Origin of the sequence: Nocardia pseudobrasiliensis NBRC 108224, from assembly GCF_001613105.1 — a bacterium.
GTDB lineage: Bacteria > Actinomycetota > Actinomycetes > Mycobacteriales > Mycobacteriaceae > Nocardia > Nocardia pseudobrasiliensis.
This window is the reverse complement of sequence record NZ_BDBS01000022.1, coordinates 71,598-95,258: the sequence shown is the minus strand read 5'-3', so window position 1 is coordinate 95,258 and position 23,661 is coordinate 71,598. Positions and strand designations below refer to the sequence as shown.

At 67.5% G+C, this 23,661-nt stretch carries 22 protein-coding genes; 9 read left to right on the top strand and 13 right to left on the bottom strand.

Annotated elements, in window-relative coordinates; genetic code table 11:
• The first annotated feature begins 10 nt into the window (after positions 1-10).
• The gene (locus NP4_RS17990; protein ID WP_062508268.1) at positions 11-1,159 is read left to right on the top strand and encodes a fatty acid desaturase family protein; all 1,149 of its coding nucleotides are present in this window, start codon (positions 11-13) and stop codon (positions 1,157-1,159) included.
• Positions 1,160-1,480, top strand: a complete 321-nt coding sequence (locus NP4_RS17985; RefSeq protein WP_067999162.1) for a hypothetical protein — start codon at positions 1,160-1,162, stop codon at positions 1,478-1,480. It abuts the gene before it with no gap.
• Here the strand turns inward: NP4_RS17985 and NP4_RS17980 are convergent.
• Positions 1,477-2,013, bottom strand: a complete 537-nt coding sequence (locus NP4_RS17980; RefSeq protein WP_067999160.1) for a DUF4254 domain-containing protein — start codon at positions 2,011-2,013, stop codon at positions 1,477-1,479. The genes NP4_RS17985 and NP4_RS17980 overlap by 4 nt on opposite strands.
• 383 nt (positions 2,014-2,396) lie before the next feature.
• Here NP4_RS17980 and NP4_RS17975 point away from each other — a divergent pair, with 383 nt between their 5' ends.
• Positions 2,397-2,717 carry a hypothetical protein gene (locus tag NP4_RS17975; RefSeq protein WP_067999158.1) on the top strand — a complete coding sequence of 107 codons (321 nt, stop codon included), beginning with the start codon at positions 2,397-2,399 and terminating at the stop codon, positions 2,715-2,717.
• Positions 2,718-2,719: 2 nt separating this feature from the next.
• Here NP4_RS17975 and NP4_RS17970 read toward each other — a convergent pair whose 3' ends face one another.
• From NP4_RS17970 to NP4_RS17940, 7 genes are all read right to left on the bottom strand, one after another.
• Positions 2,720-3,334, bottom strand: a complete 615-nt coding sequence (locus NP4_RS17970; RefSeq protein ID WP_211335923.1) for a GTP-binding protein — start codon at positions 3,332-3,334, stop codon at positions 2,720-2,722.
• Positions 3,315-3,650, bottom strand: coding sequence for a DUF742 domain-containing protein (locus tag NP4_RS17965; RefSeq protein ID WP_245998323.1), 336 nt, complete (start codon positions 3,648-3,650; stop codon positions 3,315-3,317). The genes NP4_RS17970 and NP4_RS17965 overlap by 20 nt, the downstream gene beginning before the upstream one ends.
• A gap of 59 nt (positions 3,651-3,709) precedes the next feature.
• A complete protein-coding gene (locus NP4_RS17960) occupies positions 3,710-4,138 on the bottom strand; it encodes a roadblock/LC7 domain-containing protein (RefSeq protein WP_062508277.1) in 429 nt (142 codons plus the stop codon).
• Positions 4,135-6,741, bottom strand: a complete 2,607-nt coding sequence (locus NP4_RS17955; protein WP_067999156.1) for a sensor histidine kinase — start codon at positions 6,739-6,741, stop codon at positions 4,135-4,137. The genes NP4_RS17960 and NP4_RS17955 overlap by 4 nt, the downstream gene beginning before the upstream one ends.
• Positions 6,742-6,894: 153 nt before the next feature.
• Positions 6,895-7,905: an ABC transporter ATP-binding protein gene (locus NP4_RS17950; RefSeq protein ID WP_067999154.1), complete on the bottom strand. Its 1,011-nt coding sequence runs from the start codon at positions 7,903-7,905 to the stop codon at positions 6,895-6,897.
• Complete coding sequence (locus NP4_RS17945) at positions 7,902-8,756, bottom strand: ABC transporter permease (RefSeq protein WP_307597394.1); 855 nt, start codon at positions 8,754-8,756, stop codon at positions 7,902-7,904. Before NP4_RS17945 ends, NP4_RS17950 begins: the two co-directional genes overlap by 4 nt.
• A complete protein-coding gene (locus NP4_RS17940) occupies positions 8,749-9,480 on the bottom strand; it encodes an ABC transporter permease (RefSeq protein WP_082875990.1) in 732 nt (243 codons plus the stop codon). The genes NP4_RS17945 and NP4_RS17940 overlap by 8 nt, the downstream gene beginning before the upstream one ends.
• Positions 9,481-10,110: 630 nt before the next feature.
• Here NP4_RS17940 and NP4_RS17935 point away from each other — a divergent pair.
• The 5 genes from NP4_RS17935 (at position 10,111) to NP4_RS17915 (ending at position 17,952) form a co-directional block, all read left to right on the top strand.
• Complete coding sequence (locus NP4_RS17935; protein ID WP_067999148.1) at positions 10,111-11,241, top strand: sugar ABC transporter substrate-binding protein; 1,131 nt, start codon at positions 10,111-10,113, stop codon at positions 11,239-11,241.
• Positions 11,238-12,011: an ATP-binding cassette domain-containing protein gene (locus NP4_RS17930; protein WP_067999146.1), complete on the top strand. Its 774-nt coding sequence runs from the start codon at positions 11,238-11,240 to the stop codon at positions 12,009-12,011. Before NP4_RS17935 ends, NP4_RS17930 begins: the two co-directional genes overlap by 4 nt.
• Before the next feature lie 16 nt (positions 12,012-12,027).
• Positions 12,028-13,437 (top strand): sugar ABC transporter permease, encoded by a 1,410-nt coding sequence (locus tag NP4_RS17925; protein ID WP_067999144.1) that lies wholly within the window; start codon positions 12,028-12,030, stop codon positions 13,435-13,437.
• Entirely contained in the window at positions 13,437-14,594 is a 1,158-nt protein-coding gene (locus NP4_RS17920; protein WP_067999141.1) for an ROK family transcriptional regulator, read from the top strand. The genes NP4_RS17925 and NP4_RS17920 overlap by 1 nt, the downstream gene beginning before the upstream one ends.
• 169 nt (positions 14,595-14,763) lie before the next feature.
• Positions 14,764-17,952, top strand: a complete 3,189-nt coding sequence (locus tag NP4_RS17915; protein ID WP_245998326.1) for an FAD-dependent oxidoreductase — start codon at positions 14,764-14,766, stop codon at positions 17,950-17,952.
• Here NP4_RS17915 and NP4_RS17910 read toward each other — a convergent pair.
• Positions 17,930-18,901 carry an FHA domain-containing protein gene (locus tag NP4_RS17910; protein WP_067999140.1) on the bottom strand — a complete coding sequence of 324 codons (972 nt, stop codon included), beginning with the start codon at positions 18,899-18,901 and terminating at the stop codon, positions 17,930-17,932. The two genes, NP4_RS17915 and NP4_RS17910, sit on opposite strands and share 23 nt — an antisense overlap.
• A 170-nt stretch (positions 18,902-19,071) precedes the next feature.
• Between NP4_RS17910 and NP4_RS17905 the strand changes: the two genes are divergently transcribed.
• Complete coding sequence (locus NP4_RS17905) at positions 19,072-19,341, top strand: hypothetical protein (RefSeq protein WP_147288026.1); 270 nt, start codon at positions 19,072-19,074, stop codon at positions 19,339-19,341.
• Here NP4_RS17905 and NP4_RS17900 read toward each other — a convergent pair.
• From NP4_RS17900 to allB, 4 genes are all read right to left on the bottom strand, one after another.
• Positions 19,338-20,771 (bottom strand): FAD-binding oxidoreductase, encoded by a 1,434-nt coding sequence (locus NP4_RS17900; RefSeq protein WP_082875971.1) that lies wholly within the window; start codon positions 20,769-20,771, stop codon positions 19,338-19,340. The genes NP4_RS17905 and NP4_RS17900 overlap by 4 nt on opposite strands.
• 87 nt (positions 20,772-20,858) lie before the next feature.
• The gene (locus NP4_RS17895) at positions 20,859-21,257 is read right to left on the bottom strand and encodes an allophanate hydrolase-related protein (RefSeq protein ID WP_067999134.1); all 399 of its coding nucleotides are present in this window, start codon (positions 21,255-21,257) and stop codon (positions 20,859-20,861) included.
• 19 nt (positions 21,258-21,276) lie between these two features.
• Positions 21,277-22,284, bottom strand: a complete 1,008-nt coding sequence (gene alc, locus NP4_RS17890; RefSeq protein ID WP_067999132.1) for an allantoicase — start codon at positions 22,282-22,284, stop codon at positions 21,277-21,279.
• The gene (allB, locus tag NP4_RS17885) at positions 22,285-23,613 is read right to left on the bottom strand and encodes an allantoinase AllB (RefSeq protein ID WP_067999130.1); all 1,329 of its coding nucleotides are present in this window, start codon (positions 23,611-23,613) and stop codon (positions 22,285-22,287) included. It abuts the gene before it with no gap.
• Positions 23,614-23,661 lie beyond the last annotated feature (48 nt).

Sequence of the window (23,661 nt, the reverse complement as noted above, 5' to 3'; positions counted from 1 at the left end):
GAGAACCCCAATGGCCATTCTGACCGAAACCAATGACGGCCCGCTGGTGCTGAGCCCGCAGCAGGTCGAGGAGATCGGCCGCGAGCTCGACGCGCTGCGCGACCGCCTCACCGCCGATCTGGGTGAACGCGACCGCGAATACATCTACTCGATCATCAAGGCGCAGCGCGGCTTCGAGATCGCCGGGCGCGGTCTGATGTATCTGGGCTTCCTGCCGCCGTTCTGGCTGGCCGGGGTGGCCGCGCTGAGTGTGTCGAAGATCCTGGACAATATGGAGATCGGCCACAACGTGATGCACGGCCAGTGGGACTGGATGCGTGAACCGGGCCTCAATTCCCGTGCCTTCGAATGGGATACGGTCTGCCCGGGCGACCAGTGGCGGCATTCGCACAACTACATGCACCACACCTTCACCAACATCCACGGCCGCGACCGCGATATCGGCTACGGCGTACTGCGCATCGACGAGGCGCAGAAGTGGAATCCGTATTACCTCGGCAATCCGGCGTACGCATTCTTGCTGATGATGTTTTTCGAATGGGGCGTGATGCTGCACGACCTCGAGGTGGAGAACATCGTCGCGGGCAAGCGCAAATGGTCCGATATCAAGCGGCTGATCAAGGGCCAGTGGCGTAAGGCTGGTCGCCAGGTGCTCAAGGACTACATCGTCTTCCCGCTGCTGAGCGGCCCGCTGTTCGTGTCGACCCTGGCCGGGAACGTCACCGCGAACCTGGTCCGCAATGTGTGGGCCTACTCGATCATCTTCTGTGGCCACTTCCCGTCCGGCGTACAGACGTTCACCGAGGAGGAGACCGAGAACGAGACCCGCGGTGAGTGGTACGTGCGCCAGATGCTGGGTTCGTCGAACATCACCGGCTCCAAGCTGTTCCACATCATGTCCGGCAATCTGTCGCATCAGATCGAACACCATCTGTTCCCGGATCTGCCCGCCAACCGGTATCCCGAGATCGCGCCGGAGGTCCGGGCGCTGTGCGAGAAGTACGGGCTGCCCTACAACACCGGCCCGTTCAGTAAGCAGATCGGCTCGGTCTGGGGCAAGATCTTCCGCCTCGCGCTGCCGCCCGCGCTCGTCGGGAAAGCCCCGCAACCTGGTGTTATCGTGATGCGGGAGCGGCAACCTAGTGAAGTGGGCGGGTAGATGATCGGGAAATTCGAGAGCAACAAGGATCTGATCCAGGAGCTGACGTCCTCCGGGGCGCGCCATGTCGGCAATATCGCCAACATCATCACCGGAACGGTCGCGGAGGTGACCCGCGAGATCGGCGAGTGGGTCACCGACGCCATCGAGATGCGCGAGGCCGCCGCGGCGGCCCGGCGCGATCAGGAGGCGGCCGAGCCGGTGAACGCCGGTCGCGACGAACCGGATGTGCTGATCGACGAGCCCGCCCCCTCGGCTCGGGTCAACGCCGATCAGCCGGTGATCGATGCCGATGTGGAGATCGTCGACGACGGTCGCTAGAAAACCGGCAACCGGCGTCGATGCTCGATGACGTCGGTGATCAGATCCTTGTAGCCATCGGCGAGTTCGGCGAGGCGCACCCATTGCAGGTGCGCCTCGCTGTCGACGCCGCGCCGGGTGATCACGGTGGTCCGGGCGCGTTTGCCGTTGCCGTTACCGTTGCGGGCGGGCAGCCCGATCGCATGCTGGGCGGCCACCCATTTCTCGGCCATCCGGTCGATGACCGCGCCCAGCGTCTCGGTGTGCAGCGATGCCCCGCGCCGATGCGGAATGTTCTCGGCGACCCAATTGTCGATGCGGGCGATCAGTTTCGCGCGGTCGATGTCGATGTCCTCCAGCAGTTGACTGCACGCGGCCACATAGGAACTGGGCGCGTCCGGGGCATGGGCGTCCTGGCACGCCGATCGCCGCAGTTCGTGACACTGGGCCAGTTGATGGGCCGCCTCGAGTACGCGATGATCCGTCCGGCCGCTGTCGGCCGGTTCCCGGAAAGCTCGCAATACGACCGCCACAGACGGCAGTTCGGTCGCCATGGTGCCCCACCCTTTTACGTAGTCCCGACTGGATGCGCCAGGGCCGAGGAGGTTTTCGGGGAGGGGCTCCCCTCGGCTCCGGCGCAGCCCCGCTGACCCGGACACGCGAGTCCCCACAAACGATCACGGCACAGAGGAAACCGGGAAATCCGCGACGATGCGAGAGAAGACTGTCCGGGGAAAGCGGGACATATTCAGGAAAGCGCGTCCTTGCAACGCACGCAACCGAGTACGCCCCAACTGACGAAGCTGCTGGGCAATCGTTATACAGCATTACAAGCGGGTTACGTGAACGAGAAGATCCAGGCTACGCCGTATCGGTAGGCGACAGGTACCCGTTCGTTGCGGTATCGAAACGTCGCGGTCCGATAGCCTGTCACCTCGTGGCCGCCTACGTCTCTTCGCCTGAGTTGACCTTCGGTTTCCTGTTCGCCCTGGAGGATCCGGAGCGAATTGCCGAGGAAGTGCGCAATCTCATCGAGCGCCGGGCGGTCTCGGTGTTCCGGTTGGCGCACATGTCCGGATCCGACGGCCCGCCCGAACGCTACGTGGTGAACTGGGCCGCCATCCCGCAGATCTCGGTCACCACCACGGCCCCGGACTCCGAACAGCTGCGCGCCGAACGCATCATGCTGGTCAACGCCTTCCTCGACGAGCAAGGCGCGATCAGCCTCTATTCCGCGCAGGGGACGATGCCGGAATAGCCTCAGCTGGCGACCAGATGTCCCGGCCCGGCCAGCCGATGCAGCAGCACCTGCTCGAGCAGGGCCACCAGCACCTCCTTCACCGATTCCCGGTCGCGGGCATCGCATTCCACCATGTGCACGGATTCGTCGAGGTCGAGGGCCTCGCGGACCTCCTCGAGATCGAAGTGCGGTTCGCCCGCGAAGCGGTTGATCGCCGCCACGAACGGGGTGTTGCGCTGCTCGAAGTAGTCCAGCACCGGATAGCAGTCCTCGACGCGGGAGGTGTCGACCATGATGACCCCGCCCAGGGCGCCGTCGAGCAGGTCGTCCCAGAGGAATTCGAACCGCTCCTGACCCGGCGTGCCGAACAGGTACAGCACCAGTGTGCGATCGAGGGTGATGCGCCCGAAGTCCAATGCCACGGTGGTGGTGGTCTTCTCCGCGCGCATACCCGGATCGTCCACGCCGACCGAGACCTCGGTCATCGCGGCCTCGGTGGCCAGCGGTTCGATTTCGGAGATGGCCCCGATGAAGGTCGTCTTGCCGACGCCGAAGCCGCCGCTGATGACGATCTTGACCGAGGATGCCGACGGCTCCGGTGCGGTGGTGCGATGCTCAGAGTGCCCGTACAAGATCCCTGATCCTCTCGATTGCGGCAGTGGATAACTCTTCGGCCGCACGCACCGTCGCGTGTCCGGCCGTCACCAGATCACTGACCACGACCCGGGCGACTCCGACCGGAACCCGAAGTGTGGCAGCGATTTCGGCGATTGAGTGTGGTCGTTGGCAGAGCCGGACCACGGTGTGCTGCTCGAAGCGCAGCGGCGCCGACAGTGCGGCGGGGGTGGCATGGACCAGGGATTCGATCCGCAGTCCATCGATCAGCGGTGTGGTGCGACCACCCGTCATGAGGAACGGGCGTACCACCGGTTCCTCGGCGGTCGTGACCACACGCGGCAGCGGGGCCGTCGTGTACGGATCGGACCAGTTTTCGGGGCGGTGTCGCTGACTCATCTACGCAACGACTCACGCAGTTCGGTGATCAGCGCGGGGGTGAGCAGCGTGCCGGCCCGGTCGGCCAGTACGGCCATCTGATAGCCGACCAGGCCGATATCGGCATTGCTGTCGGCGATCACACCGATGCAGCTGCCGTCGGCGATGGCCGAGACCAGCAGGAAGCCGCGCCGCATTTCGATCATGATCAGCTTGAGGCCGTCGAAATCGTAACTGCGCGAGGCGCTGCGGGACAGGCTGACCAGGCCCGACACCATCGCGGCCAGCCGGTCGGCGCCCGCCCGGTCGAGGCCCTCCGACATCGCCATGAGCAGGCCGTCCGACGACACCGCCACGGCGTCGCGAACTCCGTCGGTGGTGCGGACGAAATCGGCCAGCAGCCAGTTGAAGGTATGGGGACCGGTCTCCGGCAGATGCGTCGTCATCTGTTCTCCTCCTGTGTCGTCGAAGCCGGGATTCGTTGCCGCTCGGACTGTTCGCCGCGTTGATGACCGGCGCGGAAGTTGGCGAGCATGCCACGGACCTCCTCGGGTGAGCGTTCGGCAACGGGTGCCACGGGATGGGTTGTCGCCGCGGGTTTGGCGGCAGCACCCGGATCGCGTGTTTTCCTGGTGCGCTTGACCAGACCGTTTCGAGTGCGCCCCGGCTCCGCCGCGGGTGCCGGATCAGTGTAGTGAGATCCGATGGCGGGATCCTCCCATATGGGTGGATCCTCCGTCTCGGGTTCGGCCTCGGAGTCGGTGATCATCGCCGCGAACGTGCCGGTGTCGTAGGCCCTGTGCCGTTGCGCCACAGCGGCGTTGAGCGAATCCTTCATCGGGCCCGGCGGCAGGGTCGGGAACGGGTCCGGGGCCGCCGAGGCGTGGCGCGGGGTGTAGCGCGACGCGGCGGCGGGCGGTTCGTCGCTCTCGGCCGGTTCGGCGGCGGGCCGCTCACGCACCGTGGGCGTGGTCGGCTCGCTCTCCTCCGGTGCGGTCCGCGGCTGCGGCAGCTCGGGCGCCTCGATGGCGATCGGACGCAGCAGGGCCGTGGGATGGGGATCCGCGCCCTCCGGAAGGGCTTGTTGTCCTTGACGTTTCGGCTCCGGGCGCGGCTTGCTGCTATCGGCGATCAGATCCAGCGGCAGCAGCATGCGCGCGACCACGCCGCTGACCGGCGACACCGTCAGCTCGATATCGATGTCCAACTGCTTGGCCAGCCGCCCGACCACGTAGTGGCCCAGGTACCGGGTGGGCGCGACCAGGAAGTCGGATTCACCGCGCAGGCGCGCATTGGCCTCGGCCAGCTGATCCGGCGGCATGCCGACACCGTGGTCGACGACCGCGAGCATATAGCCCTGCGCGCCGCGGCGACCGTAGATCTCCACCTCGAGATCCGGTGGGGAGAAGGTCAATCCGTTCTCGATGAGTTCGGCGAGCATATGCGACAGCTCGCTGACCGCGCTGCCGGTGATCGGCACCTCGTCGACGCGGCGCAGCACCACGCGGCGGTAGTCGTCGACCTCGGCCAGGGCCGCGCGGACCACATCGGTCAGCGGGATGGGCTCCGACCAGCGCCGCGGGCTGGCCTCGCCGACCAGTACCAGCAGGCTTTCGGCATTGCGGCGCATGCGGGTGGCCAGATGATCGAGTTCGAACATATTGGCCAGCGCCTCGGGATCGAGCTCATCGCGCTCGAATTCACTGATCAGCCCGAGCTGACGACGCAGCAGATTCTGATTGCGCCGCCCCAGATTCGCCAGCGATTCGGTCGTATTACGCCGCAGCAGAGCCTGTTCGGAGGCCAGTTCGTAGGCCGTGCGCTGCACTCGATCGAAAGCCTGTGCCACCGAGACGATTTCGGCTCCGGCGCCGCTCGGCGTCGAAACAGTTTGTGGCGCTTCGGGTTCGGTGTCGGTGGCCTGATGCCAGGCCGCGATCAGATTCGGCAGGCGGCTGGAGGCGACATCGTCGGCCTCGGCGGCCAGGGTCGCCAGCGGCCGCACGATCGACCGCAGACACGCCAGCACGAGGCCGATCAGCACCAGTACGGCCAGGATCGCGAAGGCGATGTAGACCACGAGAGTCGTTGTGGCGGAGGACCGTAGCTGATCGGCCCGGCCGCTGACATCGGCCCCGAGTGAGCGCTGCACATCGCGCTGGGCATCGACGATGCGGGTCATCTGCGTCCACCACGCGGCGCTATCGACCCTGCCGGTGAGCGGACCCTGTTCCGAGGCGATGGCGATGGCCTCGTATTCGGCGGATTTGGTCGCGTCGTCCGAGCGCAGCGTGGCATCGAGCGCGGTGCGCTGGGAGGTGGTCGCGTCGCGCTGATAGGCCAACACCGCGGCCTGTTTGGCGGCCAGGATCTTGAGGAACTGCAGATGTTCGCCCGCGCCGAATCTGCCCGCGGCGAAGACGCCGTTGAGGTAGCCGCGCTCCTGGGCGGTGTACTCCCCGACATCGGCGAGGGCGTAGAACGCCTGCAGCCCGCGCCAGATCTGGTCGTCCTGAGCGTGTTCCAGGCCGGGGCGGGTCTGGTTCAGCGCGCCGATCGCGCCGCTGTAGAATTGGAAGACCGCCGCGCGGTCGGCCCGCTGGGCGTTGACATCGGCGCGGTTGCTGTTGAGTGAGCCCAGTTGATTGAGGGCCGTGCGCACCTGTGCGGCCCCGGGGGCCTTGTCGTCCAAGGCATTCTGTAGCGACAGCAGCGCCCGATCGGTCGCGGTGCGCTGCTTGTCCACCGCGGGACGCAGCGATTTGTCCCCGCCCAGTAGGCCGCTGGTCAACCCGCGTTCGCGCTGGACCTCCTGCACCAGGTCCTGCACCGATCGCGCCAGCGAAACCGCTCGCGTGGCGTCGCCGGTCGCCCGGTAGGAGCCGACCTCGTCGACGATCACCACACCGAGCAGGACGAGTACCAGGGCGACCGAAACCACCAGCACCTGGGTCAGCTGACCGCGGATGGTGCCGGGACGGACCAAACGGCCCGCCGATGTGAGCTTGTCGCTACCGGGCGGTAGCAAGCGCGCTCCCCGGAATTGCACTTGTTCTCCCTCATCTCGATCTCCGCCGACCGTGCGTCCACAACCCGCGGATAATCAGAAGAAACGTGGCACACTACCGGTCGGTTCGCAACACGAGCGCCAAGTGTAAAAACAAATGATCTTGCACTGGGCGGCAACGCCTTTAATTCCGGCTCACCGATATCCCCGCGGTTCCGGCAGCCGCCGCAGCACCGGGCGGATGCGCGATTCGTAGATGCGCCGCACCACATCCTCGATATCGGGTTCCTCGATGGACAGATCGCGCACCTCCACCCGGGCCGAGACGGCGGTCAGCAGCGCCGCGGCGGTGGTCGATTCCGGATCGAACGCGAGTCTTTGACGGATGCCGCCGCCCTCGCTGTCGACCAGTTCGGCCCCGGGCAGATCGATCAGGTCCGGCGCGGGCGCGGCCAGATCGACCACGAGCACCCGGCGCACGCCGACGGTCGCGGCGAGTCCGGTCAGCGAGCCGTCGTAGACCAGCCGGCCGTGGTCGACCACCAGCACCCGCTCGCACAGCCGCTCGATATCGCCCATATCGTGGGTGGTCAGCAGCAGGGTGGTGCCGCGTTGGATCCGCTCGTAGCAGAGGAATTCGCGTAGCCGCTGTTTGGACAGCACATCCAGGCCGATGGTCGGCTCGTCCAGAATCAGCAGTTCCGGCGAATGCAGCAGGGCCGCGGCGATTTCGCCGCGCATGCGCTGACCCAGCGACAGCTGGCGCACCGGGGTGTCCAGCGTGTCGGTCATCTCCAGCTGTTCGACCAGTTCGTGGGTGCGCTTGCGGGCCAGATCGGGATCGAGGCGGTGGATGGCCGCCAGAATCGCGAACGATTCGCGCAGCGGCAGATCCCACCACAACTGCGAACGCTGACCGAATACCACGCCGATCCGCCCGGCCAACTCGCGGCGCTGGCGCACCGGTTCCAATCCGCAGGTGCGCACGCTGCCGGTGGTAGGCACCAGAATGCCGGTGAGCATCTTGATGGTGGTGGATTTACCCGCCCCGTTCGCCCCGATATAGCCGACGGCCGCGCCCGCTTCGATGGTGAAGCTCATCCGGTCGACGGCGGTGAGTATCTCGCGGCGACGCCGGAAGCGTTTATCGTCCTTGCGGTGCAGAACGAATTGCCGACTCAGCTCGGTGATCTCGATCGCGTTCATCCGCCGCCTCCCTGATAGTGCCGTACTCCCAGCCGCCAGCACAACAGTGCGATGATCCAAATCCACAGCGCCGCAACGGGAGTCGCCCACGCCAACCCCGACGGCAACCAGAGCGGGCCGGGCAGTCCCAGCAACTCGATGGTGGGCAGATAAGCGACGAAGGCGACCGGCACCGCGAAGCCGAACACCAATGTCATCGGGTGACCGAACACCGAGCTGGGCTGTTGCGCGGCGAACGATCCTCCGTAGGTGAAGCTGTTGGTCAGCTCGGCGCCGTCGATGAGGAAGAACTGCAACCCGGCCGCGCAGACGAACAATCCGGCGAATATCGCGGTCCCGGCCGCGAGCGAGATGATCAGCAGGGCGAATTTGACTCCGGTCCAGTCGATGTCGTTGTACAGCAGACCCGCGCCCAGCACCGCCGCGGCGACCCCGGCGCGGGCCAGTCGGCGCAGGGAGATATCGCTGGTGATCAGCTGCAGCAGCAGCGGCTGCGGGCGCAAATGGAACGCGTCGAGGGTGCCCATCCGGATATAGGTGGGCAGGGTGTCGGTGTGGCCGACCGCGATCTGCGCGACCGCGAAGGCCAGATTGGACAGTCCGAACAGCAACAGCATGGCATTCATATCGAGCCCGCCGAGCACGCGCACGTTGTGATAGATCACCCAGACTTCGGCGAATTCGACCACACCGACCAGTAGGGAAGACAGCATATCGGCGGCGAACGACAGCGGATAGGCCTGTTGAGAGCGCATCCGCGAGCCCAGAACCGCCGCATACGGGGTGAACCAGTTTCCGTGCATCCCAGAGGTTTCGACTGTCTCGTCGAGTACTTCGATTGCCTCAGCCACCCTGCACCTCCAGTTTGCGCCGACCCGCGCGCAGCAGCAAGCGGCCGAGGAGCAGCGCCGCCGCAACCCAGAGCAACTGCAGGCAGAGGATCTGCGCGGCGGCGAATCCGGTCGCTCGACCGGACAGCACATCGATCGGGCCCTGCAGCAACGCGGGGAAGGGCGTGAGCATCGCCGCGGTGTAGAGCCAGTCGGGGAACAGGTGCACCGGTACGAACAGCCCGGCCAGGAAGGTGGCCACGATCTGGTAGAGCAATCGCACCCCGCGCGTTTCGACCAGCCAGAATCCGATCAGCCCTACCGAGAACAGCAGCAGCGCCGAGATCGTCACGGCCAGCACCACGCTCAGCGCACCCAGAAAATACGGACCGGTCTCGTGGGGCAGTCCGATCTGCAGGGCGAGCATTCCGGCCGCGACACTCGGCGCGCCGCGCAGCAGCAGTACACAGGCCGCGCGGCCGAGATCGGTTGCCAGATAGGAGAACTGGATATCGAGCGGGCGCAGGAAGTCGATGGCGACATCGCCGTTGCGGATGCGCTCGACGATATCGGGGGCGGGTCCCATGAGTGCGAGAGCGCCCAGCAATCCTTGGGACAGCCACACATACGCCCCGATCGAATCGGCGCTGTAGCCACCGAAACCGGCGCCGGTGCGCACGGCCGCGAGCATGACCGAGGCGCGGACCAGCCCGAACACCACATTGGTGAACATGCCGGCGAACATCGCCACGCGGTAGTGCCACTGCCTGCGGAACCCTGCTGCAGCCAGTCGTAAATAAACCCCTGGGTCCGCGCGCACAATCAGTTCACGTTACGACGGACGTGTTGCGTTCACAACCGAAATTGATGATCGCGACTGTTCCGAAAGTGCTACCGACCGATTGCCGAATCGCTACGGCCGTGGGCGTTTTCTCCCGAAGCGATGCGGTAGCGACCGCTCCAATGTTAGAAGCGGTAACGTTTCAGACAATGCCCTCCGGCGGTTATCCGGGCGATGACGGTGAGCCGCGCTGGCTCGAGTCGGCGATCGGCCGAAATCAGCCGCGCCCGAGGGATTTTGCCGATCGTCGACGATGTGCCCAGGGGTGTGCGGCCTGTTCTGGGCGGCCCGTTGGAGCTGTTCTGCGGCCGATAGGCCCAAAGCGGTTCGGCGGGACCCGGATTCGTGCCAGGATTTCTGGTGAGTGAGCTGGGACGCACTGTTGTGGAATCGTGACCTCGAGTGTGAGCCGCGTCGCATATGTTGTTGCCTACAACATATGGCCGCTCTCTTTCCGGAAACCAACCCGGCGGAAAACATCCCGGGACGAACAGGTGGGCGAGTACGCGGCCGCCAGCTCGAAAGGTTCACCTGATGAGGACGAAAACGCTCGGGGCCGTCGCCATTGCCCTGGCCGCCCTGCTGCCCCTCACCGCCTGCGGTTCCAACTCCTCCCGTAGCGACGACAACGCCACCACGAGTGGTTCCAGTGGCGGGGGCGGGGGCGCCAACGGCACCGTCGGGGTGATCCTGCCCGAGACGGCGACCTCCGCGCGCTGGGAGGGTTTCGACCGGCCCATGCTGCAGAAGGCGCTCACCGCACAGGGATTCGACGCCGATATCGAGAACGCCCAGGGTGATGTGCAGAAGTTCTCCACCCTGGCCGACGGCATGATCGCCAAGGGCGTCAAGGTCCTGGTCATCGCGGCCATCAACTCCGAGGTCGGCACCGCGGTCGCCAACAAGGCCAAGAAGGCGGGTATTCCGACCATCGACTACGACCGGCTCAACCTCGGCGGCTCCTCGGACTACTACGTCTCCTTCGACAATGTGCGGGTCGGCCAGCTGCAGGGCCAGGGCGTCGCCGGCGCGCTGAAGGACAAGCCGGGCGCGCAGGTGATCGAGATCGAGGGCGCGCCCACCGACAACAACGCCACCCTGTTCGCCCAGGGCCAGCACAAGGTGCTGCAGCCGCTCTACGATTCGGGCGCGCTGAAACTGGTGCACAGCCAGGCCATCGACGGCTGGGACAACCAGAAGGGCGGCCAGGTCTTCGAACAGCTGCTCACCGGTAACGGCGGCAAGGTCGACGGCGTTGTCGCGGCCAACGACGGTCTGGCCGGGGCGATCATCACCGTGCTGAAGAAGAACGGACTCAACGGCAAGGTGCCGGTCAGCGGGCAGGACGCGACCGTCGAGGGTCTCAAGGCGGTGCTGCGCGGGGATCAGTACATGACGGTGTTCAAGCCGATCAAGGACGAGGCCGAGGCCGCGGCGAAGCTGGCCACCGCGCTGGCCAAGGGTGACAAGGCCACCGCCGACGGCCTGGCCACCGCCTCGAGCACCGACCCCAAGGGCAATCGCACGGTGAAATCGGTGCTGCTGGACCCGCATTCGATCACCCGCACCGAGGTCAAACAGGTCGTCGACCTGGGCTATGTGAAGGCGAGCGATCTGTGCACCGGTGATGTGGCCCAGCTGTGCACGCAGCTGGGGATCGCATGACCGAGCCGCTGCTGCAGATCACCGGGCTCAACAAGAGTTTCGGTGCGGTGCATGTGCTGCACGATGTGGAATTCACCGCGCCCGCGGGTGAGGTCACCGCACTGGTCGGTGACAACGGCGCGGGTAAGTCGACGCTGGTGAAATGCATCGCGGGCATCCATCCCGCCGATTCGGGGACCATTCGGTTCCGGGGCGAGCAGGTGCATATGCGCGGGCCGAAGGATGCCGCCGAGCTCGGGATCGAGGTCGTGTACCAGGATCTCGCGCTCGCCGACAATCTCGACATCGTGCAGAACATGTTCCTCGGGCGCGAGCGCGGCAAGCCGTGGTTCCTGGACGAGGCGAGTATGGAGGAGGCGGCGCGGCGCACGCTGGCCTCGCTGTCGGTACGCACGGTCAAATCCGTGCGCACCCCGGTCTCGTCGCTGTCGGGCGGCCAACGCCAGACCGTCGCCATCGCGAAAGCGGTGCTGTGGAACAGCAATCTGGTGCTGCTCGACGAGCCCACCGCCGCGCTGGGCGTCGCCCAGACCCGGCAGGTGCTCGATCTGGTGCGACGGCTCGCCGAACAGGGACTCGGGGTCGTGCTCATCAGCCACAACCTCGCCGATGTCTTCGAGGTCGCCGACCGGATCGCGGTGCTGTACCTCGGCCGGATGGCCGCGCAGGTGCGCGCCGCCGAGGTCACCCAGAACCAGGTCGTGGAATTGATCACCGCGGGCCGCTCGGGCGAACTCGGTTTGGCGCGGCCCGAGGCCGCGGTGCTCTAGCAGGAAAGACTGAGTGATGACGCAAGTTTCGGCCGATACGGCGGTCACCGATTTCGGCATCGACACCACCACCGTGTCCACGGCGGAGGCCGTGCGCGCCTATCTCGCCCGCGTGAGGGGCGGCGAGATCGGTTCGCTGCCCGCGCTGTTGGGCCTGGTGGTGCTGATCGTTTTGTTCACGGTGCTGTCGGATGTGTTCTTCTCGCTCAACAACATCGCGAATCTGCTGGCCCAGGGGGCCGGTCAGACCATCATCGCGATGGGCATCGTGTACGTGCTGCTGCTGGGTGAGATCGATCTGTCCGCGGGCACCGCGTCGGGCGTGGCGGGCGCGGTGCTCGCCATGCATTACGTCCACAATGGGAATCTGTTGTCGGGCATGGGGAATACGGTGTTCTTCGTATTCAACGGGCTGCTGATCCTGGCGGCCGTACTGGCCGGACTGCTGCGCATCTGGCCCGGTGTGGCGATGGCGTTGCTGGGGGTGGCGATCACCCTCGTCGGCTTCCACGGCAATCCGTGGATCGAGATGCTGTTGGCGATCTGCGTGGGCACGGCCATCGGCTGTATCACCGGATTTCTGATCGCCCGCATCGGCATGCCGTCGTTCGTGGTGACGCTGGCGTTGTTCCTGGCCTGGCAGGGCGCGATCCTGCAATTGATCGGCGAGGGCGGCGTCCTGGGCATCAGCTCCTCGCCGGTGCTGGACAAGGTGGCCAACGGCAATCTGTCGGTGCCGTGGAGCTGGGTACTGTTCGTGGTGGCCGCGGGCGGCTACGGCGCGGTCACGCTGATCGGTCACTTCCGCAGGCAGGCAAAGGGTTTGGTGACCTCACCGACCCCGCTGGTGGTGGGCAAGGTGGCGGCGGTGGTCGTACTGGCCGCGGTGGCGACCGCGTTCATGTCGATCAACCGCTCGCCCAGCAAACTCATCGAGATCTCCGGGGTGCCGTATGTGGTGCCGATCGTGCTGGTGCTGTTGACCGTCGGCACCTACGTGCTGAACCGCACCACCTACGGGCGGCATCTGTACGCCATCGGCGGCAATGCAGAGGCGGCTCGGCGCGCCGGTATCAATGTGACCCAGTTGCGGGCGAGCGTATTCGTCATCTCCTCGGGCTGCGCGGCGGTCGGCGCGATCGTGTACTCCTCGAAGGTCGGTTCGGTCGATCCGCAGGCGGGCGGACTCAATACGCTGCTGTTCGCCGTGGGCGCGGCGGTGATCGGCGGCACCTCGCTGTTCGGCGGCAAGGGCCGGGTGGCCGATGCGGTGATCGGCGGCGCGGTGCTGGCGGTGGTGTCCAACGGACTCGGGCTGCTGCGCCAACCGGCCGCGGTCGTCTCGATCGTCACCGGGCTGGTGCTGCTGTTGGCCGCGACCGTGGACGCCGTCTCGCGGCGGCGGGCCCAGGCGACCGGACGGTAATGACCGTCGCCCGACCCGAGGAGGTCCGTCGCTACAACCGCGCCTCCCTGCTGCGTCTGCTGCACGCGGGTGGTCCGGCCACCCGCGCCACGCTGGCACACGAACTCGGCCTCAACCGGTCCACCATCAAGATGCTGGTGGACGGGTTGGCCGGGGACGGCGTGGTCGAGGAGCGGGTGCCGCGGCTGATCAAGGGCGCGGGACGGCCGTCGCTGCTGGTGCTGCCGCAGGCGCAGGCGGTGGTCGTCCTGGCCGTCGACGTGCAGGTCGAGCACGCGGGTATCGCGCTGGTCGGGTTGGGCGGGCAGATTCTCGGCCGCAACAGCTGGAATCTGCGCGGGCGCGGACGCGATCCCGACGAATTGGTCTGCCACGTGGCCGAATCCGCCGCGCTGCTGGTGCAGGATCTGGATCTGCGCCCGGTCGCGGCCGGGGTGTCGGTGCCGGGTGTGGTGCGCCGGACCGACGGGCTGGTGCACGCCTCGGCGAATCTCGGCTGGATGCAGGTGCCGTTCGGGGAACGGATGGGCACCATCCTGGGCGTGCCCGTGGTGGTCGGCAACGACGCCGAACTCGGTGCGCTCGCGGAGAATATGCGCGGGGTCGGGCGCGGGGCCTCCGACGCGGTATTCGTCTCCGCCGATGTCGGGGTGGGCGGCGGCATCATCGCCCAGGGCGCGCTGATGCGCGGATCGGCCGGATACCTCGGCGAAATCGGCCATATGACAGTGCATCCGGGCGGTCGCCGCTGCCACTGCGGTAACGAGGGGTGCTGGGAGACCGAGGTGGGCGAGGCCGCGCTGCGCCGCGCGCTCGGCCTGCCCGAGGGTAGCCCGCGCGGTGCGATCGTCGCGGAATTGCGCGAATTGCAACGGGATTCGGATCCGGTCGCGCGGCTGGGGGAGTACGTCGACTGGTTGATCCTCGGGCTGGTCAACGTGGTCAATATTCTCGGCCCCGAACTCGTCGTGCTCGGCGATCTGTTCACCACGCTGCCCGACGCGGTGGTTCGCCGGGTCGAGGAGGAAGTGCTGCGGCGCAGTCTGGTCGGGCGCGCCCTGGGGGGAATCCGGATCGAGAAGTCCTCGCTGGGTGCGGATCTGAAGCTGCTGGGCGCGGCCGAGGCGGCGTTCGAGGATGTGCTTGCGCACCTGTGATGTCGGATAGCTCTTAAGCTGTAGCGAATTCGCAGTAGACCCCGACCCAGTTTCGCGTACTCTTATACGCAGGTTCGGTCGCGAACCGGTCGCTAGTTAATCTCCATTGGATAACAGGTGTTGGGGCACTGTGCCGTGCCCGGAACCTTGAGATCGAGGTCGATGCCGGATGTCTACCGATGTGCGCGCCGACGACGGTGGCAACGCCGTGCTGTCCGAACGGGCAACCCACTGGCGCAACGGGTTTCGCCGCTTCGGTGAGCGTAGCGGAATGCCCAGCGGTCCGCCGCTGATCGAGATCCGCGAACCGGGCCGCCCGCCCCGGCAGCTGATGCTGTCCGGGCCGCGCACGTTCGGCCGCGGCGAGGAGGAGGAGCCGCTGGCCGATCTGACCGTCTCGCGACGACATCTGCGGCTGGTGCCCAGCCCCACGGCGCTGTCGGCGGTCGATCTGGGCAGTCGCAACGGCACCACGGTCAACGGCATCGCGCTCACCGGGCGGGTCGCACTGGCCGCGGGCGATGTGATCCGGCTCGGGGCCACCGAGATGCTCGTGCTCTATGTGCCCTCGGCGCAGCCGGACGCCGAGCCGACGATCGAGGCTCCGGCGGTCACGGCCCCCGCGGTCGCCCCGCGCCCGCCCGGTGATCCCGCGTTACCCGCGGCCGTGCGGATCGCCAACCGCCTGCTGGGCATCGATCCGACCGGGCAGCGAAATCCGTTCCCGGCCTTCACCGAAATGCGCGCCCGGGTGCCGATGCGGATGTGGCACGCCGTGCGGATCGCGAGCATGCTGGCCTATCTGGCGGTGATCGTCGCGATGTTCGTGCGGCCCGCGGGCGGGCTGTTCGCCTTCTTCGGCGTGGTGGTGCCGCTGCTGCCGGGACTGTTTCTCATCGCGCCCGGGCTGTGGCGCAACAGCTGTCCGTTGGCGGCGGCCAATCAGACGCCGCGGGTGCTGCGCTTCACGCGCGGCCGGACCCCGCCCGAATGGCTGCGCAAGCGCGGCTATCTGGTGTCGGTGACTTTGTTCTTCGGCATCGCCGGGGCCCGGCTGGCCGGGCTGGACCGCAATGGCGTCGCCGCGGGCCTGGTGCTCAGCGCGGTCGCCGTCGCGGCGTTCACCGGCGGCTTCGTCTACAAGGGCAAAAGCGGCTGGTGCAGTACGATCTGCCCGCTGTTCGCGCTGCAGCGGGCCTATGGGCAGACGCCGTTCGTCACGGTGCCCAACAGCCACTGCCAACCCTGCGTGGGATGTGCGAAGAACTGCTTCGACTTTCAGCCGCGCTCGGCCTATCAGGCGGATCTGGCCGATTCGGAACGGTCCTGGAGCGCGCCGCGCAAGCTGTTCGCCGCCGCGTTACCGGGATTCGTGCTCGGCTTCTTCACCCTCACCGGCGATACCGGGACCGCTGTGCTGCAGCGATATTCGCTGCTGGCCCTGTTCGTACTGGCCACCGTGGGCCTGTTCTTCGCCCTCGAGGCCATGACCAGGCTGAGTCCGGCGATGCTGACGGTGGGATACGCCGCGGCGGCGCTCAATATCTTCTACTGGTTCTCCGGGGTCACCCTCGCGAAATCGTTCGCCACCATCACCGGTGTGCGCGCGGCGTGGCTGCACTGGCCGATCAGCGTCGCGATCGCGCTGGCCACGATCGCCTGGATCGCCCGAACCCGCGTCGTCGAATTACAGTTCGCGCACAGCACCGGAGTCCGCACCGACCCGGTGCTGCTGCCGTTTCCCCGCCGCCGCACCGACAACGCGGCCGAGGCCACGGCGACGGCCTCGGTGATCTTCGAACCCAGCGGCGCGCAGCTCGCCGCCGAGGCGGGCACGAGCCTGCTCGAACTCGCCGAGCGCGCCGAACAGCCGATCGAGGCGGGCTGCCGGATGGGGGTCTGCGGCGCGGATCCGGTCGCGATCGTGGAGGGGATGGACTGCCTGTCCCCGCCCGGGCGCGACGAGCGAAACACCCTGCGCCGCCTCGGTTTCGCTGAGAACACCCGGATGGCCTGCTGTGCGCGCCTGGTGGGCGGTGCGGCGAAGGTCTCGCTGACCCCCGAGCCGGGGAGCGGAAACGGCGCCCGCCCTACGCGTTTCGACCGATCCATCGTCAGCACGGTCGTGATCGGCGGCGGTATCGCCGGGGTGACGGCCGCCGACTTCCTACGCCGCGGCCATCCGGACTGCGAAATCCATCTGGTCGGGGCCGAAGCGCACGCCTTCTACAACCGCATGGGCATCTCGCGGCTGATCTACGGCCGCTCGGCGATGCAGGGGCTGTATCTGCTGCCCGATCAGTGGTACGACGACCATCAGATCACCGCCTGGCTCAACACCCTGGCCACCGGTATCGACCTGGCCGATCGGCGGGTATTCCTCGGCACCGGCGAGGCCCTGCCCTACGACCGGCTGATCCTGGCCATGGGCGCCAGCAGTACCGTGCCGCCGATCGAGGGCCTGTCCTATCCGGGCTGTTTCGTGCTGCGCGAGGCCGGTGACGCCATGGACATCCGAACCTATTCGCAGCAGTTCCGCTGCGAGACGGCGGTTGTCGCGGGCGGCGGCCTGCTCGGCCTCGAGGCCGCGCACGCGCTGCATCTGCTCGGGCTGCGCGTGACCGTACTCGAACGCGGTGATCGGATGCTGCGCAAGCAGATCGACCCGCGCTGTTCGGAGCTGGTGTCCGAACATTTCGCCCGCAACGGGATCCGGGTGCTGCGCAATGCCGAGGCGGTGGCGGTGACGGGCGATTCGGTCGTGCGCGCAGCTGTGCTGAAGGACGGCCGCACCCTGGACTGCGATCTGTTCCTCGTCGCCGCGGGTATCCGCCCGAATACCGAATTGGCCCGGCAGGCGGGCATTCCCGTGCGTCGCGGGATCGTGGTGGACGACGGGATGCGCACCGAGATCCCCGATGTGTACGCCGCGGGCGATGTCGCCGAGCACGACGGGAACGTATTCGGCCTGTGGCCGATCGCGGCCGAACAGGCGCAGATCGCCGCGGTGAACGCGCTGGGCGGGGAGCGGTCACTGGTCGCCGAGACCCCGGCCACGATCCTGAAGGGCGTTGGGCTGGAATTGTTCTCGGTCGGCAAGGTGCGACCCGGCCGCGCCGACGAGACGATCGTGGTCGAGGGTCCCGAATCCTATCGGCGGCTGCTGCTGTCCCAGGGACGGGCCGTGGGCGCGACCGTGCTCGGCCATCATCCCGCGGAGGTCGCGGCCGTCCAGCAGGCCGTGCGCGATCGCGTTCCGGTGCCGGAGTCCGCGCGCGCGGCGCTGCGGGCCGGGGATTGGTCGGTGCTGCAATCGGCCCTGCAGACCGTGGAATTCAGCTCGTTGCCCGGTAGGTGAGCACCGTATTGCCCACCCGCAGGCTCCAACCCGGCTGCAGCGCCTCCGGATTCGCGCCCAGCCGGGTCCACTTCTCCGCGCCCGGCGCGGCGATGAAGGTTCCGGTCGGTGTCTCGTTGTCGTGGATGAAAACCGTTCCGTTGTCGACGGATACGAGGGCGTGCACCCGCGACATCCCCTGATCGGCGAAGGCGATGGGTGAGGCGGCCGCGTGCCGGACCACCTCGGCGGCCATCGGATCGCGCCCGATGACATAGGGGCGGTCCAGCGGATAGGCCGCGCCGTCGTCGCGCACCAGCACCCCGAGCGGGGTGTGATAGGTGACCGTATCGGCATGCGTATCGAACAGGGCCGCAGCCGTATCCGACACCGACGCGCTCCAGGCGTAGTGCTCGACGGGCACCGGTACCGGCAGTGGGCCGGAGATCATGGAATCGGGGACCGCGCGGTGCGCGCCCGAGGGGGTGGAGCCGTCGACGAGGGCCCGGATGATCAGGCCGCCGCCCGGGGCCACCCCCGCGCGCAGATCGGTATGCGGTAGTTCCTCGAACGGGAGATCGTCGTCGTCGGCGAGCACGATCTGCTGCACGGGATCGCGGACCACCTCGTCGAGCCAGGTCATCGCGCGCAGGCCCGAAAGTCGCTGCGCCCCGTCGAATTTGTCGATATGCGCGGTCACCGGGCCGCGCAACAGCACGAGCACGCCACCGGCGGTCGGAGCGACCATACCGAACGAGGCCGCGGCCGCGGCGCCCTCGACGAAGACCGCCGCCACCAGTTGCCGGACGAAGGTAGCGCCCGGATCGTCCGCCTCCGCGGCCACCTCGGCCGCTTCGAGAATGCGTTCGGTGAACGGTGTCTCGTGCGGTATGAAGACGACGACATCCTCGAACCGGGCTACCAGCCCGGAACCGCGCGCGATCCCGACCTCCGCCTGCTCTCGACCCATAGGGGACTCCTAGCTCCGCACACCCTCGCGATTCCCGCCGACCAGGATAGCGCCGATGTTTCCGTGTGGTCGCTGTTGTTGCTCTACCCTGATAGCAACTTCGTCGGATCGGGGGCGATATGGCGATCATGCGCGGGGTTTGTGAGCACACCGAGGGAAAACACCTCACGGTGAACGCATTCAACGCCGCCCTGCGACTGCAGCGCGCCTTCGACGGGAAATTCGTCGACGACATTCCGGCGTTCGCCGTACTCGGCGCGCGCGTCGAGGTTCCGGATCTGGAAGCGCTGCGCGGTGCGCGGCGTTTCACCGGTACGGTCGGCCCGACCACGCTCGCGCTGACCTTCGACGGCGACACCCGGCTCAGCGGCAGTCTGGTGCCCGCGTTGGATCGTGAGTATTCGGTCGAGGGTGAGGGGTACTGGCGTCCGGTGTTCTAGTGACCCGGGCCCGGGGGAGGTGCGGGATCGGTGAGCACGGTGTGGATTCGCCGATGCGGATCTATTCCGTCGCGAATGCGATCCAGTCGCGCCCGGTTGTCCCCGAAGTAGCGCGTGGTGGGCGTGCCGGATTCGAGATAGTTGCCGTAGCCACCCGCCGAGTATTCGGCGACCCGAGCGTGCGCGGCGGTGATCCAGTCGGCGGCGACCGCATGCGGAATCGGTTCGTAGGCGCCCCATTCCACCAGTGCGGCATGCCTGCGCCAGGGGAAGGCGGTGCCGTCGGGCGCGATATCGGCGACCGCGCCGTCGAGCGGATTGATCTGCACCCAGCCGGTGCCGCCCCTGGCCGAATGTGCGGTGATCGCGTCGACCACGGCCGCGGCGGCCGCCTCGGACATCTCGGTCACCACATCGGAGCCGTTGGTGAATCCGGCGCGCGCCTGGGTGGGGCCGCCGCCCGCGAGATAGTCGACGACCTGCATATGCGACATGGTCTGCCGTTCGATGTGCACCGGCACCACCGCGGCCGACTGCATCATCGCCGCGGCGAATCCCAGGCCCGTACCCTCCGGACACACCAGTTGCATCCAGCAGCGCAGCCCGCCCGTGCCGTCGGCGTCGAGGCTGACATCGCACCAGGCGTCGCGGCCGGTGTCGCGGGCCAGCCAGGCCACCCAGCCCAGGATGCAGCGCACCGCGTGCTGCCCCGGGAAGACCAGGCGCACAAGGTCCTTGCGGGTCGAGGCGACGGTGTCGTAGGTCAGTGAGGTCACCACGCCGAGCAGCGAACCGCCGCCGCGCAGGCCCCACAGCAGTTCGGGTTCGGTCGCGGCCGAGACCTCGAGGTGTGAGCCGTCGGGCAGCACCATGGTGGCGCCGATCAGATGGTCACAGGTCAGGCCGTGCTTGCGCGATTCGAAGCCGAGGCCGCCGCCGAGGGTCAGTCCCGCCGCGCCGACATCGGGGCACATGCCGGTGGGAATGGTCTGTCCGGCCTTGTCGAGTTCGGCGTAGACCGCGTACAGCGTGGTGGCCGGGCCGACGGTGACCGTGTTGTCCCGGTAGGTCGCGCCGCTGAGCTTGCGCAGATCGACGATCATCACCCCCGTTCCCGCGGAGACTCCCGCATAGGAGTGCCCGCCGGATCGGGCGGCCAGCTTCAAACCGTTGTGTGCGGCGAAGCTCACCGCGGTGGCCACATCCTCGGCCGTGTCGACCTGGACGATCGCGGCGGGCTTCTGATCGTCGAAGCGGGTGTTGAAGATCTGCTTGGCCGTCGGGTAATCGGCCTCGTCGGGGAGTACGACCCGGCCGCGCAGCCGCGCGCGCAGGGCATTCCAGTCGGCGACCGATCGCTGCGACGATCGGGCGGGTTCGGCGTGCGCGACGGGCGGCGCGACGACGCTGGCCCCGGCCCATGCGGCCACGCCGAGTCCCAGCGCGCCCCGCAGATACCGTCGACGCGAGAAGTGAATGTCGATGGCGTGGAAGCGTAGCGGATCGGCGGCCGATGATCATGGAGACACGGCGGAAGCGGTCCCACCGGCGCGATAGGCACGCCAGTCGCCGATATCGGAGATATCGATCAGATCGCCCGAACCGAGATGTTCGCGGCGCAGCACGGTGGCCAGGCAGGCGGTGCCGTCGTCGAGTTCGATGAGTCCGAGCTCCAACTCGGCCGGTTCGGCGGGAATCAGGTTGTCGCGCAGCGTCTCCATCGGCACGTCGTAGACCTCGCCGGTGACCGCGCGGCCCCCGGAGTCGGTGGCGATCATGGCCGGAAAGCGATCCGCGACCGAGAAATAGCGGTATTTCGGCGCGCTGCGGGCGATGCGCAGCAGCGGCGCGCCGTCGAGTTGATGATGCAGGCGACCGTCGCGCATGCCCTCGCCGTTCAGGAACATCAGCACCATGGCGGGATCTCCATTCTGCTCAGTGGCCGGGGGTGGTGGCCGTGAAATGGTCGTGCAGGCTGCGACGGCCCGCGTAGCTCAGCGGACCGAACAGGCGCAGGCGGGCGATGCCGCCGTCGGGAAAGACATTGAGCCGCACCCGTTCCACCGCGTGCTCGCCGGTGAGGCGGAACCGATGCGGCGCGTCGGCCTGCACGATCGTGGGCGGCAGCAGTGGGACCTGCTTACCCTCGGCGGTGTAGCCGTCGAGTGAGATGCGTGCGGGCGCATTGCCCTTGTAGTGGGTGGTATCCAGTTCCAGCACCGCCGGGGTGGCCTCGGCGGCCAAGGCGATGACGGCCCAGTCGTTTCCGTCGTCGCGGCGGCGGCGCGATTCCCAGCCGTCGGCCATGAAGCGTGAAATGCCCGGTTGTAGCATATTGTTCGGCGGCGAGAAGAATCCGTCGCTGCAGTCGAGCACCCGGCCGCCGTTGCGCAGGGCGATCAGATCGAACGGAATGTCGTCGAGCCACTGCGGATCCGGCACCGCGACCCCGTGCACGCGCAGTCGGGCAATACCGCCGTCGGGATGCATATTCAGCCGCACATGGGTGATGCGACGGCCGTCGGACACCTCGAATTCGTTGCGGGTGTCGCCCTTGATCGGCGAGCGGGCGACGATCGGATGCCACTGGGCGGCCAGCAGTTCCGCGACCGTGGGATGGCCGGGAAGGCACGCGCCCTCGACGGAAACCTCGGGCGGATAGTTGCCGACGAAATAGGCGGTGTCGACCACGATTCCGACGGGCACACCGGCGATGCCGAGCCGGATGAGCGCCCAGTCCGGTCCCGGGCTGCCGTCGCGGCGGCGGCGGGTCTCCCAGCCGTCGTACTCCTGGCCCTTGTTGGTGAAGGTGTGCGGGCGATAGGCGGGCGCCTCGTCCTTGATCAGATTCTCGCGCTCGGCGAAGAATTCGTCATTGGCCTCGAGTACGCTGCCGCCGACCTGTCGGGCCGCCAGATCGGGCAGCCGGGACCAGTCGCTCATCTAAACAACCTCTTTCTGGAGCAGGCGGCCGCGGGGATGGTCGCCGGTGATCGGTTCGCCGCGCAGCCAGGTGGATCGCACCGCGCCGCGCAGCGTGCGGCCGTGGTAGGCGGAGATCGGATTGCGGTGGTGCAGGCGGGTCGCGTCGACCACGAACTGTTCGTGCGGGGCGAAGACGCAGAAGTCGGCGTCGGCGCCGACGGCGATGCGGCCCTTGTGCTTCAGGCCGACCAGATCGGCGGGCCCGGTGGCCAGCCAGCGGGCCAGATCGGTCAGGCCAACCCAGTCGGGCGAGGCGGTCCACACCGCGGGCAGGCCGACCTGCAGGCCCGCGATACCGCCCCACGCCTTGCCGAAATCGCCGCCGCCCGCCCGCTTCAATTCGACGGTGCTGGGGGAGTGGTCGCTGACCACGCAGTCCACGACGCCGTCGCGCAGGCCCTTCCAGAGCCCGAGTTGATCGGCCCGGCCCCGGATCGGCGGACAGCATTTGAATTCGGTCGCGCCGTCGGGAATCTCCTCCGCGCACAGCGTCAGATAGTGCGGGCAGGTCTCGGCGCTGATGCGCACGCCGCGAGCGCGGGCGGCGCGCAGCATGGGCACCGCGCCCGCGGAGGCCAAGTGCAGCACATGGATTCGCGCGTCATAGCGTTCGGCCAGATCGATCAGGGTCAGAATGGCGCGGTGTTCGGCCTCGGCCGGACGCGAGGCGAGGAAATCGGCGTAGACCGGACCGTGCGGGGCCGGGGCGGCGTCGATGGTGGCCGGATCCTCGGCGTGCACGATCAACAGCGCACCGATCTCGGCCACCGCGCGCACCGCGGTTTCCAACTGCGCGCGATCGAGATGACAGAATTCGTCCACACCCGAGGGCAGTAGAAACGCCTTGAAGCCGAATACGCCCTGATGCATCAGATCCGGCAGGTCGGCCAGATTGTCGCCGACCGCGCCGCCCCAGAATCCGACATCGATATGGCACTGCCCGTGCGCGGCGTTTCGTTTCTGATGCAGCGCCGCGGAATCGACCGTGGCGGGAATGCTGTTGAGCGGCATATCGATCAGCGTCGTGATGCCGCCCGCCGCGGCCGCCCGGGTCGCGGTGTCGAAGCCCTCCCATTCGGTGCGCCCGGGCTCGTTCACATGGACGTGAGTGTCGACAAGTCCCGGCAGCAGCACCGAATCATCGGGTACCTCGACCACCTCGGCCCCGGCCACGGCGGCGTCGAAGGCGACGATCTCGGTGATCCGCCCCGCGCGCACGATCACCGACCCCGCGACCTCACCAGCCGTGGTGATGATCCGCCGGGCGCGAAAAGCTTTGTGATTCAAGATATTCCCTTTCTCTCCCCGCCGTGCGGGCGGAAGCCGGAAACCCTT